The 14674-nt window shown below is 34.5% G+C and carries 19 protein-coding genes and 1 pseudogene; 10 read left to right on the top strand and 10 right to left on the bottom strand.

Features of this window, described 5'->3' with window-relative positions:
- The first annotated feature begins 183 nt into the window (after positions 1–183).
- The gene (locus JFT95_RS05195) at positions 184–1419 is read left to right on the top strand and encodes a dicarboxylate/amino acid:cation symporter (RefSeq protein WP_137076217.1); all 1236 of its coding nucleotides are present in this window, start codon (positions 184–186) and stop codon (positions 1417–1419) included.
- Positions 1420–1441: 22 nt separating this feature from the next.
- Here JFT95_RS05195 and JFT95_RS05190 read toward each other — a convergent pair whose 3' ends face one another.
- Complete coding sequence (locus JFT95_RS05190; protein WP_002011733.1) at positions 1442–1597, bottom strand: hypothetical protein; 156 nt, start codon at positions 1595–1597, stop codon at positions 1442–1444.
- Positions 1598–1750: 153 nt separating this feature from the next.
- Positions 1751–2170 carry a MarR family winged helix-turn-helix transcriptional regulator gene (locus tag JFT95_RS05185; RefSeq protein WP_137076218.1) on the bottom strand — a complete coding sequence of 140 codons (420 nt, stop codon included), beginning with the start codon at positions 2168–2170 and terminating at the stop codon, positions 1751–1753.
- Between the two features lie 162 nt (positions 2171–2332).
- Here JFT95_RS05185 and JFT95_RS05180 point away from each other — a divergent pair, with 162 nt between their 5' ends.
- Together JFT95_RS05180 and JFT95_RS05175 are read left to right on the top strand one after the other, a co-directional pair.
- Positions 2333–2764, top strand: coding sequence for a regulatory YrvL family protein (locus JFT95_RS05180; RefSeq protein ID WP_201051640.1), 432 nt, complete (start codon positions 2333–2335; stop codon positions 2762–2764).
- 33 nt (positions 2765–2797) lie between these two features.
- Positions 2798–3385: a thioredoxin family protein gene (locus tag JFT95_RS05175; protein WP_137076219.1), complete on the top strand. Its 588-nt coding sequence runs from the start codon at positions 2798–2800 to the stop codon at positions 3383–3385.
- Positions 3386–3424: 39 nt separating this feature from the next.
- On the opposite strand, the gene JFT95_RS05170 is transcribed toward JFT95_RS05175, so the two are convergent.
- Both JFT95_RS05170 and uppP read right to left on the bottom strand, forming a co-directional pair.
- Positions 3425–3889: an SRPBCC family protein gene (locus JFT95_RS05170; protein WP_016101493.1), complete on the bottom strand. Its 465-nt coding sequence runs from the start codon at positions 3887–3889 to the stop codon at positions 3425–3427.
- 194 nt (positions 3890–4083) lie between these two features.
- Complete coding sequence (uppP, locus tag JFT95_RS05165; protein WP_002030627.1) at positions 4084–4875, bottom strand: bacitracin resistance undecaprenyl-diphosphatase; 792 nt, start codon at positions 4873–4875, stop codon at positions 4084–4086.
- A gap of 182 nt (positions 4876–5057) precedes the next feature.
- Between uppP and JFT95_RS05160 the strand changes: the two genes are divergently transcribed.
- The 3 genes from JFT95_RS05160 to JFT95_RS05150 all read left to right on the top strand — a co-directional run bounded on the left by JFT95_RS05160 (position 5058) and on the right by JFT95_RS05150 (position 6834).
- Positions 5058–6416, top strand: coding sequence for an MATE family efflux transporter (locus tag JFT95_RS05160; protein WP_002140955.1), 1359 nt, complete (start codon positions 5058–5060; stop codon positions 6414–6416).
- A 76-nt stretch (positions 6417–6492) separates the two neighbouring features.
- Entirely contained in the window at positions 6493–6666 is a 174-nt protein-coding gene (locus JFT95_RS05155; RefSeq protein WP_000343684.1) for a hypothetical protein, read from the top strand.
- An 18-nt stretch (positions 6667–6684) separates the two neighbouring features.
- Positions 6685–6834, top strand: a complete 150-nt coding sequence (locus JFT95_RS05150) for a hypothetical protein (protein ID WP_000743737.1) — start codon at positions 6685–6687, stop codon at positions 6832–6834.
- A gap of 25 nt (positions 6835–6859) precedes the next feature.
- On the opposite strand, the pseudogene JFT95_RS05145 reads toward JFT95_RS05150, so the two are convergent.
- Positions 6860–7375, bottom strand: a pseudogene (locus JFT95_RS05145) (biotin transporter BioY).
- 93 nt (positions 7376–7468) lie between these two features.
- Here JFT95_RS05145 and JFT95_RS05140 point away from each other — a divergent pair.
- A complete protein-coding gene (locus tag JFT95_RS05140; RefSeq protein WP_002030620.1) occupies positions 7469–8377 on the top strand; it encodes an aminoglycoside phosphotransferase family protein in 909 nt (302 codons plus the stop codon).
- Here the strand turns inward: JFT95_RS05140 and JFT95_RS05135 are convergent.
- The 5 genes from JFT95_RS05135 to JFT95_RS05115 all read right to left on the bottom strand — a co-directional run bounded on the left by JFT95_RS05135 (position 8374) and on the right by JFT95_RS05115 (position 11436).
- Positions 8374–8535 carry a hypothetical protein gene (locus tag JFT95_RS05135; protein WP_088034946.1) on the bottom strand — a complete coding sequence of 54 codons (162 nt, stop codon included), beginning with the start codon at positions 8533–8535 and terminating at the stop codon, positions 8374–8376. The two genes, JFT95_RS05140 and JFT95_RS05135, sit on opposite strands and share 4 nt — an antisense overlap.
- A 97-nt stretch (positions 8536–8632) precedes the next feature.
- Entirely contained in the window at positions 8633–9406 is a 774-nt protein-coding gene (locus JFT95_RS05130) for a hypothetical protein (protein ID WP_012260605.1), read from the bottom strand.
- Between the two features lie 24 nt (positions 9407–9430).
- Complete coding sequence (locus tag JFT95_RS05125) at positions 9431–9877, bottom strand: flavodoxin (protein ID WP_002086759.1); 447 nt, start codon at positions 9875–9877, stop codon at positions 9431–9433.
- Positions 9870–10034: a hypothetical protein gene (locus JFT95_RS05120; RefSeq protein ID WP_002011628.1), complete on the bottom strand. Its 165-nt coding sequence runs from the start codon at positions 10032–10034 to the stop codon at positions 9870–9872. The genes JFT95_RS05125 and JFT95_RS05120 overlap by 8 nt, the downstream gene beginning before the upstream one ends.
- 223 nt (positions 10035–10257) lie before the next feature.
- Positions 10258–11436 carry an amidohydrolase gene (locus tag JFT95_RS05115; RefSeq protein WP_002188904.1) on the bottom strand — a complete coding sequence of 393 codons (1179 nt, stop codon included), beginning with the start codon at positions 11434–11436 and terminating at the stop codon, positions 10258–10260.
- Between the two features lie 359 nt (positions 11437–11795).
- Between JFT95_RS05115 and JFT95_RS05110 the strand changes: the two genes are divergently transcribed.
- From JFT95_RS05110 to dltB, 3 genes are read left to right on the top strand one after another with little or no spacing between them, the layout of a single operon-like run.
- On the top strand, positions 11796–11942 hold the full coding sequence (locus JFT95_RS05110) for a teichoic acid D-Ala incorporation-associated protein DltX (RefSeq protein ID WP_002011626.1): 147 nt from the start codon (positions 11796–11798) through the stop codon (positions 11940–11942).
- Positions 11943–11954: 12 nt separating this feature from the next.
- Positions 11955–13469: a D-alanine--poly(phosphoribitol) ligase subunit DltA gene (gene dltA, locus JFT95_RS05105; protein ID WP_201051639.1), complete on the top strand. Its 1515-nt coding sequence runs from the start codon at positions 11955–11957 to the stop codon at positions 13467–13469.
- Positions 13466–14632, top strand: a complete 1167-nt coding sequence (gene dltB, locus JFT95_RS05100) for a D-alanyl-lipoteichoic acid biosynthesis protein DltB (RefSeq protein WP_002126234.1) — start codon at positions 13466–13468, stop codon at positions 14630–14632. Before dltA ends, dltB begins: the two co-directional genes overlap by 4 nt.
- Positions 14633–14674: the final 42 nt, after the last annotated feature.

Below are 14674 nucleotides of genomic sequence, written 5' to 3'. Positions count from 1 at the left end.
GTGATGGTCTATTTTTTTCCAAATACATAAATGTATTCTTTCCACATATTTCAGCAAAACTGGACTATATACATTGAAACAGACAGTTTTATACTAAATATTCAGAAAATATTGTCAAAATAGGTATTTTTTCGGTATAATTAATTTAGAAAGCAATTTTACAAAAACAAAGGGGGGTTTTTATTGAAACAAACAAAGGCAATCTTAATTGCATTATTTCTCGGTCTAGTTGTCGGACTCACTTTAAATTTAGCTGCTCCATCTATTTTTGAGCCATTGAATCAATATGCGTTCAATCCACTTGGTCAACTGTTTATTCGACTTATTAAAATGCTAGTTGTTCCTGTTGTGTTCATTTCTATCGTACTTGGGGCTGCTGGTCTTGGAGATCCGAAACAACTTGGAAGAATTGGTTTAAAATCAATTTCATTCTTTCTCGTAACAACAGCTGTCGCTATCTCTATTGCAGTTACATTTGCACTTATCATAAAACCAGGAGCTGGCGGTAACTTTAAAACAGACGGGCTTAAGTATGAAGGTGCAAAAACTGAAACATCTTTCGTCGATACATTGCTAAATATCGTACCAGATAATCCAGCGAAAGCGATGGCTGATGGGAACATGCTACAAATTATTGCCTTTGCCGCATTGATCGGACTCGGTTTAGCTGTTTTAGGAAAACGAGTTCAAGGTATCCATTCATTACTTGAACAGGGCAACGAATTAATGATGTATCTTGTTAATCTCGTCATGAAATTAGCTCCAATCGGAACATTTGGATTGCTCGCTTCATCCGTTGGTAAAATGGGTCTTGCAGGCGTCGCTGCGATGTTCAAGTATATGATTGTCGTTATGCTAGTACTTATTATTCACGGCGTCTTCGTCTATGGCGGCTTATTAAAGGTATTAGCAAAAGAAAGCATTGTCCGTTTCTTTAAACATTTCGGACCAGTAATGGCAATTGGATTTAGTACATCTAGCTCTAATGCATCTCTTCCATTTGCAATGAAAACAGCCCAAGAAAAACTTGGCGTTCCAAAAGCGATAAGTTCTTTTGTACAACCACTAGGTGCAACGATTAATATGGATGGTACTGCCATTATGCAAGGTGTAGCAACTGTGTTTATCGCTCAAGTATACGGCGTTGAACTTACAGTGACTCAATTAGCTGTCGTCGTATTAACTGCTGTACTAGCTAGTATCGGTACTGCAGGTGTACCAGGTGTTGGACTAGTAATGCTTACGATGGTTTTAAATCAAGTAAATCTACCAGTAGAAGGCATTGCTTTAATTATCGGTATTGACCGCATTCTAGATATGTCTAGAACTGCTGTAAATATTTCCGGTGATGCAATTTGTGCAATGATTGTTGCAAAATCAGAAGAAAAATATAATACGGATCAATCTGCAGCATCTTAAATCAAAAAAGGAGTGAATCATTTCACTCCTTTTTTGATTTACTTCCTTTTTTCGAACGATATTCTTTTCCTTTATTATCATTTCCCGTTTCAAATTCAGTACTAAACTCCTGCTGGAATTGCCCTGATTTTGGTGAACCTTGATTTCCACTTCCTTGACTACCATTACGATTCGTCATATTTCTCCCTCCTTCCTTTATTAGTAGTATGGCGCTCTATCTTTTTTCATACACATTTTATTTTTTATCATCTATTACACACAGAAGAAGACCTTCCATATATGAGGAAGGTCTTCTTTTTAATTAGGTAAGCGTTTTCTTATTTGTAATTATTTAAATAAGTTTTTTAGAAATAGATATCATTATATCCATTTCATCTTCTGAAAGTGCGGAAAATCTTTCTTGTAAATATCTCTTTTTCTCACCTTCCATTTTCGCAACTAACTCTTTCCCTTGTTCTGTAATCTCTAAATATACAACTCGGCGATCTGATGTAGAACGTGAACGAGTTACAAAGCCTTTATTAATTAATTTTTCTGTAACAGCTGTAATATGACTATTCGACACATTTAACTCATTAGCTACACGTGAGACCATTTCTTTATTCGTACGGTTCAATATTCTAAGGACAATGAACTCATTCCACGGTATGTAACCACCAAATATTTTTCCAATATCATTACGCAACGTGCGAAACATTGCAAAAACATTTGTCGATAGTTCTTCCATTAATTGTTCTCGATTTTGAGACAACTTTGACAGCCCCTTTTATTTAATTTAGTTAAATAAAAACCTTATTAATAATTTTACACGAAATCTTACTTTTTGTCACCTTATTTCCCCATAATTCGTAGTTTTTTAATAGATATTTCATGGTACAATGAAATTGATTTTCCAGAAAAAGGAGTTGGGGTAATGAGTGAAGAAGACAAACTTTCTAATCTCAGTCTAAAAGATAAGACTATTATTATTAGTGTTGTTATTCTTATTCTCATTATATTCTTTGCATTTATATTTTTTGTATATGTGGGAATCTTTCATATTACAGGTATAGAATATTCATCAAGAACAGCTCTACTACTCTTTTTTTTACTCATTCTTTTATTAGACGGTATTACATATTTTATATTCATTTTCTTTAAAGTGCTCCTACATCCAATGATGACAAGTATGCCCAATTGGCTCTCAATTGTTCTGCTCTCTATAATTGAAATTACGTTAGATTGGTTTGTCATACATACCGCCGATGACTGGATAGAGAGTGTACAAATGCCCAACATAGCTGAATTATGTGTCGCACTATTCCTTTACACACTAAATAAATTATTTAGTGATAAGAAAGAGTAAGAATACAAGCTTTTCTATATAAAAATTGGTACAATAAAAATAAATCATACTAAAGAGGTGTTACTTATGAACTTACTACAATGGGCTGATAAAGGCATGTCCTTTGATACATATGTGAATGAAATGAAAGTAAACCAATACGAGCTACTACACATTTACAATAACTTTTTAATTCCAAATGAATTACTTCCAGTTTTAGAAGAACGTCAAAATGATGGCTGGCGCGTTATCGTATTAACAGCTGACTGGTGCGGCGACGCTCTTTTATGTGTACCTGTTATGAAACGAATTTCTGAAGTTGCAAATATTGATATGCGTTTATTAATTCGCGATGAAAACTTAGAGTTAATGGATCAATACTTAACAAACGGAACAGCACGTGCGATTCCAATCTTTATTTTCATTGATAAAGACGGAAATGAACAAGCCGTCTTTGGACCACGAGCTCCAAAAATACAAGAATTAGTAACTTCAATGCGCGCTACATTACCTGAAAAAGAAGATCCAACATTCGAAGAGAAACAAAAAGAAATGTATGCTAATTTCCGTGCTACATTAGCTGATGATACTTCTCTTTGGGAACATGTAATGGAAAGCATGATTGAGAAAGTAGTAAAATAAAAAACCTGCCGATTTCGGCAGGTTTTTTATTTTACTAAATTATAATCCTTTTTTCTGAGAACATACAGCATCTACGCACGCTGCTAAACGTTCCATTTCACCCATGTATATTCCACGTGTCATCCACCCAGTCAACTTGTACATAATCTTATATAAAAAATTCTTCGGTTCAAATTCTACAATTAAAGTAAGCGAGGTACCTTCTTCATCCTCTTCTAACATATAAGTTGCAGCTGTATAGCCTTGCTTCATCTCACATCCAACTGAAACGATATACGGTTCATCATACTCTAAAATTTCCGCCTCAAATTCATATATTTTCTTCCCCATCTTTTGCACAGATATATATTTGTCACCTTCACGAGGGTTTTCAACATCTATATTTGAAGGATACCTATTTTCTACCATAAAGGTACTCCATTCTAGTATTTTCTCGTCATTGTGTACATAATCAAATACAACATCAATTGGTGCTGGAATTACTATTTCTATTGCAAAACTCACTAAATTGCTCCTCTCAAATACCCTATCGATTCCCTTAAAATTATTATAACGAAATCATTATGGCATATTTCACATGGTGAAATACAAGTAATTGAAGGTAAAAGTTTCATTTTTCTCTTTCTATAAAAAAATACCCTACAGAGTAGACTTTTTTTCAAGTGTCTATTCTATAGGGTATTGCTGATATTTTATACTTACATAATGAAGAAATAGAATACCGCAGCTAAAATGAAACGGTAGTAAGCGAACGGTGTTAGTTTTACACGACCTAATAATTTTAAGAATGAAACAATTGCAAGCATCGCAACAACGAATGCTGTAATAAATCCAGTTGCAAATAACGGTATATCAGCCACGCTTAATATATCCCAGCTTTTAATTAAATCTAAGGCACTTGCAGCTACCATCATTGGCACCGCTAGAATAAATGTATATTCCGCTGCCGCTGTATGCGAAACACGTGCTAATAAACCACCACTTATTGTTGATCCAGAACGAGAAAATCCTGGCCAAAGTGCTAAACATTGGAACATTCCGATTGTAAATGCTTGCTTATATGTGATTTCATCTAACGTTCTTGCTGTACTTGGTTTTGAAAACTTCTCAGCAACAATCATTAAAATACCACCAGCTACTAAACTAATAACAACCGGTCCTGGACCGAATAAAACTTCTTTAATTGCGCTATGGAATAGTACGCCGAGTATGCCGGCAGGAATCATCCCGATAATAATATGTAATAAATTTAAAGATGGTCCATCAGTTACTTTCCCTATTCCAACTAATGACCATAAACGTTTCCAAAATATAACAACAACTGCTAAAATCGATCCCAACTGAATAACAACTTCGAAAACTTTCGCTCTATCGTCTTCAAATCCAATTAAGTGTCCTGTTAAAATCATATGTCCTGTTGATGATACTGGTAAAAACTCTGTTAAACCTTCAACAGCACCCATGATTAATCCAATTAACCAATCAGCCACAAGTAGTGCCTCCTTAATAACGAATATGTAATTTTTTCACACCTTATCATAATACCTTATCCCTTTTCAAAGTGCATCCTTTTTTTATTGATTTCATTTGTTGTATACGCTTATTTCTTTTCTATTTTTTGATTAAATTGTATGATAATAAGAGTTTGTTTTTTACGTTGAAAGGGGATTTTATGAAAGAAACTACTTCATTCTCACAAAAGTTAAAGCAATTTTTATTACTCTTTTTCCCGATTTTTGTAACGCAAATGTCATTATTTGCGATGAGCTTTTTTGATACGACAATGTCAGGACATGCGAGTCCTATTGATTTAGCGGGTGTTGCTATCGGAACAAGTATATGGCTTCCCGTTAGTACCGGCTTAACAGGAATTTTAATGGCTACTACTCCTATTGTTGCACAGCTCGTTGGATCAAAGAAAAAGGAGGACGTTCCCCACATTGTCATTCAAGCAGTATATTTAGCAATTTGTGCTAGTTTCGTTGTTATCCTTATCGGATTCTTCGCTGTTTCACCTATTTTAAATGGCATGCAATTAGAAGAACCCGTGGAACGTATTGCAGCACAATTTTTAATTATTATTGCAATTGGAATTATCCCTTTATTTACTTACACTGTTTTACGCGGGTTTATTGATGCATTAGGAAAAACTCGAACAACGATGATTATTACATTACTATCATTACCAATTAATGTAGTATTAAATTACTTATTAATTTTTGGTCACTTTGGCTTTCCTAAACTCGGTGGTGTTGGTGCGGCAATCGCTTCTGCAGCAACCTATTGGTGTATTTTAATTATTACGGTTATTATTATTCGTACGAAAGAGCCTTTCGCTTCTTTCAATATCTTTAAACAGTTATACCGCCCTTCCTTTACAATCTGGAAGGAATTCCTGAAACTTGGCGTCCCTATCGGATTTGCTATCTTTTTTGAGACGAGTATTTTCGCTGCGGTAACACTTATGATGAGTAATTTTAGTACGACAACAATAGCAGCACATCAAGCAGCTATGAACTTTGCTTCCTTGTTATATATGACTCCTTTAAGTTTAGCAATGGCAATGACGATAGCCGTTGGATTTGAAGTTGGAGCAAAACGATACAATAATGCGAAACAATATGGGTTTATCGGAATTGGGTTAGCCCTTGCTTTCGCTCTTTTATATTCAATCCTTCTTTATTTCTTTGATGATGAAATTGCTTCTATTTATACGACAAATGCAAATGTCCATCATTTAGCTAAAGAATTTCTTATATTCGCGATTTTATTTCAAATTTCAGATGCGATTGCAACTCCAGTACAAGGAGCACTTCGTGGTTATAAAGACGTAAATGTTGCCTTAATTATGACATTAATAGCTTATTGGGTAATAGGTCTACCTCTTGGCTACATGTTAGCAACTTATACTGACTGGGCAGCAAAAGGTTATTGGATCGGTCTTATTATCGGTCTAGCATTTGGAGCAATCTTCCTGCTTATCCGTCTCTTTCAAGTACAAAGAAAATATACAACACAAAGCAGCCGCTAATGATATAGCGGCTGTTTTCTTCATGCATATTTTTTCTTGTAACGTGTAACATAATGAAAAAGAAAGGTGGATACATATGGACGAAAAACAAAAGAAACAATCATTCGATGAAGAATTCGCCCCTGAAATTTCACCTGGATATCGGCAAGATGTACATAAGCCACCTAAATATAAAAACACTTCTTTTTTAATGGGCATTACCATTTTCGCAGCTGTATTACTCGTGCTCATCATTTTCGTCTATTTTTAAGGAAGGGTGGTCTATTATATGAAGAAACAAGATTCAAATCGTTCAAAAAGAACTGTTAAAACAGAAAAAGGATATGCAGGAGATTCTGTTCATACACTGAAACAAGTTGAGCAAGGAAATTTATACATTGCTCAAAAAGAACTTGGTCAACAAAATGAAAATCTTTAAAGTCCCTCTGCTTCTAGAGGGTTTTTTATTGTACGTACTGTTTTTGATCTAACACCATAAATATATTATTAACCTTTACAATTTTCATGTCATAATTTAATTTCATTTCACTTCTCTTACCATTTTCAATACCAGCAACGTACGCTACAGCATGATAGCGAAAACTCTCATCTGTCTCTTCACGTATCTCTTCGTTTGTAAATTTATACTCTAAATCCCGAAAACGGTTTGGGTACTAATTTTCTATTAACTGTTCATACCCTCTATTTACAAATATTTCTTCACCTTTTCGTTTCACATCTTCTTTATTATTAAACTCAAACACTGATAGTTGCACTGTCACAAAGTGTTCTCCTATCATTTTCATTTCTTTATCAGTTAAAGTTTCTATACTTTTGTTCTTTAATTCCTTATTTAACTCGTAGCGATCTATCGGTTTAAAGGTAGCAAAAACCTCCTCTTTATATGGCCAAAACAATCCAAAAGCGATACATAGAGAAATGATTAATATTCTTTTCTTCGTAATGCACCCCACCCTCATCCATAATGATAGTTATATTTTAACATACAGAAAGAAAATTCTGATATCATAAAGTGGAATAACCTACCTTTAACTTAGAAACGAGGAACAATTATGGACTCTTACAAACAATATATAAAAGAAGCTCTACCAGATCTTTCTATACATTCATATATGCAAAATGAAGAAGGGTGGGATAATATAACTGTTATTATAAATGATGAACTACTATTTCGTTTCCCACGAAAACTTGAATATGCAAACCGAATTCCGTTAGAAAAAGAACTGTGCACAATTCTTTCTCATTCATTACAAGAAATCGAGATTCCTAAGTATCATTTATTGTATAAGAATGATTGTAATACTGTTCCATTTTGCAGCTATTATCCTCTCATTCATGGTGAACCGTTAACAAGTGAACTAGTTGCAAAGCTAGAGAAAAAAGAACTTGAAGTAATTATTACACAATTAGCCACTTTCCTTGCGACTTTACATAGTATTCCTTTAAAACGTACTGAAACGCTAGGGTTCCCTATCGAAAAAACACTTACCTACTGGAAAGAACTACAAACAAAATTAAATCAATATTTTACTAACAGTCTTACTTCATTACAGAAATCAGCCTTAAATCGTTTATTCGAAAATTTCTTTACCTGTATAACTAAATCTACCTTTCAAAATGCAATCATTCATGCTGACTTTACACATCATCACATTTTATTTAACAACCTGCACAAAAACATTTCAGGTGTTATCGATTTTGGAGATGCTCAAATTGGCGATCCCGCTTTTGATTTTGCTGGGCTATATTATGATTTCGGTCGTGAGTTTACTACATCTGTATATGAACAATACAGTGCACTTATTTCTCACCGCGATCCATTACTCATTCACCGCATCACTACCTTTTATCAATACAGCCCTTTACTACATAACCTTATTTATAACATTGAAACAAACAACGAAATAATATTAAAGAAGAATGAAGAACAGCTTAAAGCAATACTACAGGGACGAGATTAAATTCTCTCCCTATACTCTCTCTCCTCATACATCATTAACTTTTTATCAATTTCAACAATAACTTTATACAATTGAAACGCCTGTAAAATTTGCAGTTGAATTCCAAAAGGAGCATTCTGTTCTTTTAACCATTGAAATACTGCCGTTTCATCTTTCATTGATTATTCCTCCTCTTATTAAAATCTGCTACTTATATACCGTAAATGATGAAAAGCTTTTCATGTCAATAATAAAAAGGATGCAAAATTGCATCCTTTAATGTACTATATTTTTCTTCTGCTTCGCTTCTTTCTTTACTTCTTCCCTTTGGCATTCACTACGAAACGCACAACTCATACACTCAGAACGAAAATGACGCTCTGTATAGTGCTCAGGTTGCTGCAACATTTCTTTCATTCTAAATAAATCATCCATTCCAGTTATAATATCTTCCTGCTTTGGAATGTACTCATACTTAGTTCCTTCTATTAAATTAATAACTTCAATTTTCCCTGGAAGAATACCGAAAGCTTTATAACTGAATACTGTCATTAGCTTCTGACAAAGAGCAAGCATTTCCTCATCCGCATCGATAACATACTTTTTAATTACAAACGATTCAGCACTCCACTCACCAACTTCAAATGTCAATGACATGTGGACACCTAACTCTTCCATATATGTTTGAAACTTCTCATATAAAAATAACGGCGGTGCCTGACTATCATCCCTTTCAACAAACTGTAATAAGTGATCAGTTAGCTTCGCTAAAACAATATAGTACTCCGCCTTTGAAGCAAACATATTAATTCTTACTTTTTTCCAATACTTTTCTATTAATATTAAAAGTACAATTTTCGTTTGTTGGCCCGCAGGTAGCGTGTAATATTCATTAATAATTTGATTCACAATCATTTGCGCTATTTGTTGCCATTCAAATGAAGAAGGTTCTCTTCTTTTTATATGACGGAAATAAAATTTATGCGGACAACGCATAAAATCATACAAATGGTAATCTGTCATCGTTTTGATTGAGATTTTCTCATGCAATTGCTCTTCATCTCCCTTCTGCCATTAAGAAAGGTGTTTTACGAATTCAGCTCCAAACTGTAAACATTTTTCTACATCTTCATCTTCTGGCGTTAATTCTACTTTCAATCCTTCTAACACAACTGCTGCCCCGCGCTCCTGCAGCTTTTCTATTAAAATATCAACCGCTACCCCGTATTTCGGATAAGCCGAATCACAAGAACCGAATGCAGCTGCTTTTTTACCAGTTAAGTTAATAGAATCCATTGCATCATAAAAATCTAAAAAATCATCAGGAAGATCACCATCTCCCCAAGTATAAGCACCTAAAATAATCCCGTCATATTGCTCTAATATAGAAGCTTCTGGTGTATCCATAATATCAATTACTTCAATCTCATTTTCTGTTTCACGAATCGCACCCGCAATATGGTCAGCCATTTCCTCTGTATTTCCACTCATACTTGCAAAAATCATTACTAACTTACTCAACTGAACCTCTCCTTTTACCTTGTATCTCTTTTTCTGTTTGAAGTGTACTCTTCTCATCTACATATTCAGAACGAATTACATTTCGTTGCCATTCAATATGCTTATCAACATCTTTATTTTTTAATCCCCTTCGTAAAAGGTGAAATGTTTTTCTCATTAAGGTTCCTCATCTGTTTCATTGATAATAATTATCAATTTCAATTATACCATTAGATTAATTGAAATTGATTATCAAAGTCAATAACTATTTTTAAAAAAATAGTTAAAATGTACAAGCTTGTCCGTTAGCTATTCATATACTATAAATGAGCATAGTTCTTTCTCAGCCCTCTCTGACGGAAGAAATAAAAGCAACTGCAATAGAGTGCAGTTGCCTTTTTTTATGCTTTATCAGTTTCTAGTAGTCTTATAGTTGTCTCTAAAAATAGTTCCACTCCATTAATTAAAGCCGATTCATCCACATCAAATTTCGGATGATGATGTGGATAACAAGTATCAATATTTTTATTCCCTGTTCCTAATTTAATGAAACAACCAGGTGCTTTTCTTAAATACGCTGAAAAATCTTCTCCTCCCATAGAAGGTTCAAGATGCACAATACGCTGATTTCCGAACAATTTTATCGCACTTTTTTCTACTATTTTCGTAATGTACTCATTATTAACAACTGGATCATATCCGTAACGATACGTATATGTATAATCTCCCCCATGTGCTTCTGTAATTCCTTTTACAATTTGCTCAATTTTCTCTTTTGCTTCCTCTCTTAATGTTTGATTAAAAGATCGAACAGTTCCCATTAAAGCTGCTGCACTAGGAATGATATTATCGGCCATCCCCCCATGAAATTGTGTAACTGACACTACTCTATGCATAAAAGCACTTGTATTTCTTGATACGATATGTTGTAAATTTGTAATAATTTGTGCTCCGATAGCAATAGGATCTATCGTTTCTTCTGGTCGTGCCGCGTGACCACCCTTTCCTAAAATTTCAATTGTAAATACGTCTGGTGCTGCCATCATAGGGCCATATACAATTCCTATCTTTCCACTTTCTAATCCAGACATAACGTGCAAACCTACTACATAATCGACGCCGTCCATAACACCGGCCTCCACCATTTCTTGTCCACCACCGGGATACACTTCCTCTGCGTGCTGAAAGAACAGACGGATTTCGCCTGCAAAATCTTCCTTCATATTTGCTATCGTCTCTGCTGCACTTAATAAAATAGCTGCGTGAGCATCATGCCCGCATGCATGCATTATTCCTTTATGCACAGACGTATAAGGTTTCCTTGTTTCCTCTTGGATTGGTAAAGCATCTATATCAGCTCGAATCGCAACTACTTTCCCTTGTTGCCTTCCTCTTTTAATTGCTAGCACACTGTACTGCGTTGGTCTCGTTACTTCAAAAGAAGAAAATGAGCATAATGTTTCATATATAAATTGCGAAGTTTCTTTTTCATGAAACGATAATTCCGGATACTTATGGAAATGCCGTCTCCATTTAATGATATTTTCCTCTGAAATAAAACTCCTCCACTCTCTTTTCATAATAATTACCTCCTTTTAAAAGGCTCTATACCTTGAAAATGTACTAAGTACCCAGTGATTATTAACCCACTCCAATTCAGGAATAACAAAACAAATATTATATTTTCCCGCCTTCTCACAATCCACTTTTATACATTCACACAATCCACTTCCTATTTACATGTCAAACCCATTACAAATTCATGCTGAATGTAATATAATTGCTAAGTTAGGGATTTTCTTTTTTAGTATTTAGTGCTAATATCAGAAAAGAGCCTTTTGACTTATTTTTACCTAAAATGTGGGATTTTGTTTTTTTCACAATAATGTAGGACATGATACCTACAAAGAGCTATTATTTCATTAAGCGAGGGAAAGACATGGAAAGATTAAAAGAGATATGGTCTCAACCACTCACACAATGGGTTGCAAAGACGGTTTATTACCTTGCAATTTTATTTGCATTACTTTGGTTGTATGGATTCCATGATACAAACACAAGTACATTTATTTACAATGAATTCTAGGGTGGGAACGTTATGAAGTTATTAGAACAAATTGAAAAGTGGGCTGTAGAAACGCCTGATCAAACCGCTTTTGTTTGGCGAGATGCGAAAATTACGTACAAACAATTAAAGGAAGATTCTGATGCGTTAGCACATTGGATTTCTTCTGAGTATCCAGATGATCGTTCACCAATTATGGTTTATGGCCATATGCAACCTGAAATGATTATTAACTTTTTAGGTTGTGTAAAAGCTGGACATGCTTACATTCCTGTAGATTTATCTATTCCAGCTGATCGTGTACAACGTATTGCTGAAAGTTCTGGTGCGAAATTACTGTTATCAGGGGCAGAAGTAACGGTAACGGACTTACCAGTTCGCATTACAAGTGAAGATAACTTAAAAGATATTTTCTTTACTCATAAAGGGAATACTCCAAATCCTGAACATGCGGTAAAAGGTGATGAGAACTTCTACATTATTTACACATCAGGAAGTACAGGTAATCCGAAAGGGGTTCAGATTACTTATAACTGTCTTGTTAGCTTTACAAAATGGGCTGTAGAAGATTTCAACTTACAAACAGGGCAAGTATTCTTAAACCAAGCACCTTTCTCATTCGATTTATCTGTAATGGATATTTACCCATCATTAGTAACAGGTGGTACACTTTGGGCAATCGATAAAGATATGATTGCACGTCCAAAAGACTTGTTTGCTTCTTTAGAGCAATCGGATATACAAGTATGGACTTCGACACCATCTTTCGCAGAAATGTGTTTAATGGAAGCCTCTTTCTCTGAAAGTATGCTACCAAACATGAAAACATTCTTATTCTGCGGTGAAGTGTTACCAAATGAAGTAGCTAGAAAATTAATTGAGCGTTTCCCGAAAGCAGCAATTATGAATACGTACGGTCCAACAGAAGCTACTGTTGCTGTAACAGGCATTCACGTTACAGAAGAAGTGCTTGATCAATACAAATCACTTCCAGTTGGCTACTGTAAATCAGACTGTCGCCTTCTTATTATGAAAGAAGATGGTACAATTGCACCTGACGGTGAAAAAGGTGAAATCGTAATTGTCGGTCCAAGCGTAAGCGTTGGCTATTTAGGAAGCCCTGAATTAACAGAAAAAGTATTTACCATGATTGATGGTGAGCGTGCCTATAAAACAGGTGATGCTGGCTATTTAGAAAATAGTCTTCTATTCTATAATGGTCGTCTTGATTTCCAAATTAAGCTTCATGGTTATCGAATGGAATTAGAAGAAATCGAACATCATCTTCGCGCGTGTTCTTACGTAGAAGGTGCAGTTGTTGTTCCAATTAAAAAAGGTGAAAAATATGATTACTTATTAGCGGTTGTTGTTCCTGGAGAGCATTCGTTTGAAAAAGAATTCAAATTAACATCTGCAATCAAAAAAGAACTCAATGAGCGATTACCAAATTACATGATTCCACGTAAATTCATGTATCACTCTTCTATTCCAATGACACCAAATGGAAAGGTAGATCGCAAAAAATTATTGAGTGAGGTTACAGCATGACCGCATATGGATCATTTTATTTTTTCGCTATAGTAGGCATTTTATTAATACCTACTATCATAGCTGGATTAAAAGGTAAAATGTTGCGTAAATATAATGCCGTTTTAACATTAGTAATGCTCGTTATTATCTTCTCTGATAAACCGAAGCAAGCAATCATGTTAGCCGCATTTATTATTTGGCAATATGCCCTTATTAAAGGCTATTTAATTTTAAGAAAACAAAATAATAGTACATTCACGTTTTGTATAGCTGTTATTTTATCGATTTTACCGCTTATTTTGGCAAAAATCGCACCGTTTGTACCTGAATTGCATTTTATTGTTTTCGCAGGTATGTCTTACGTAACATTTAGAGCTGTACAGATGGTCTTTGAAGTTCGTGATAATTTAATTAAAGAACTTTCCTTCTTTAATTTCTGGGAATTCGTTTTATTCTTCCCTGCGATTTCAAGTGGACCTATCGATCGTTACCGTAGATTCCAAAAAGATATTCAAAAGCCGCCTAGTGCTGAGGAATATCAAAAGTTACTATATACAGGGATTAACCGTATTTTCCAAGGTTTTCTGTATAAATTTATAATCGCGCACTTGATAACAACATATCTTGTAAAGGCAGTATTCGCCAATCAAGATACACTTTTATCTAATGTGATTTTTATGTACGCTACTAGCATGCAGTTATTCTTTGACTTTGCAGGTTATAGTGCATTCGTAATTGGTATCAGTTACATGATGGGAATTAAAACTCCAGAAAACTTTAATAAGCCATTCCTTAGTCGTAACATTAAAGACTTCTGGAACCGCTGGCATATGAGTTTATCATTCTGGTTCCGTGATTTTATTTACATGCGTTTCGTCTTTTTTGCAACGAAGAAAAAGTTAATTAAGAACCGTTACACAATTTCGTATATCGGTGCATTTTTAAACTTTTTCATTATGGGAATTTGGCACATCCAAGGAAGCGCTGTTGCGCAATATGTTATTTATGGTCTATATCATGCCGCACTGTTTATTTTATTCGATATTTTCGAACGAAAAAACAAGAAGCATAAGTTTTGGCCAAACAATAAATTTACACACGTCCTTGCGATTGTAATTACGTTCCACGTTGTATGTTTCGGTTTCCTGATCTTCTCTGGACACCTTAACAGATACTTTTAATGCACCCTTCTTATACTATTAAGAAGTTGCACATATAATATA

The sequence above is a fragment of the Bacillus sp. TH17 genome (genome assembly GCF_016651125.1).
GTDB classification, from domain to species: domain Bacteria; phylum Bacillota; class Bacilli; order Bacillales; family Bacillaceae_G; genus Bacillus_A; species Bacillus_A mycoides.
The sequence above is the reverse complement of the archived record's forward strand: the minus strand, read 5'-3'. Positions and strand labels throughout refer to the sequence as shown.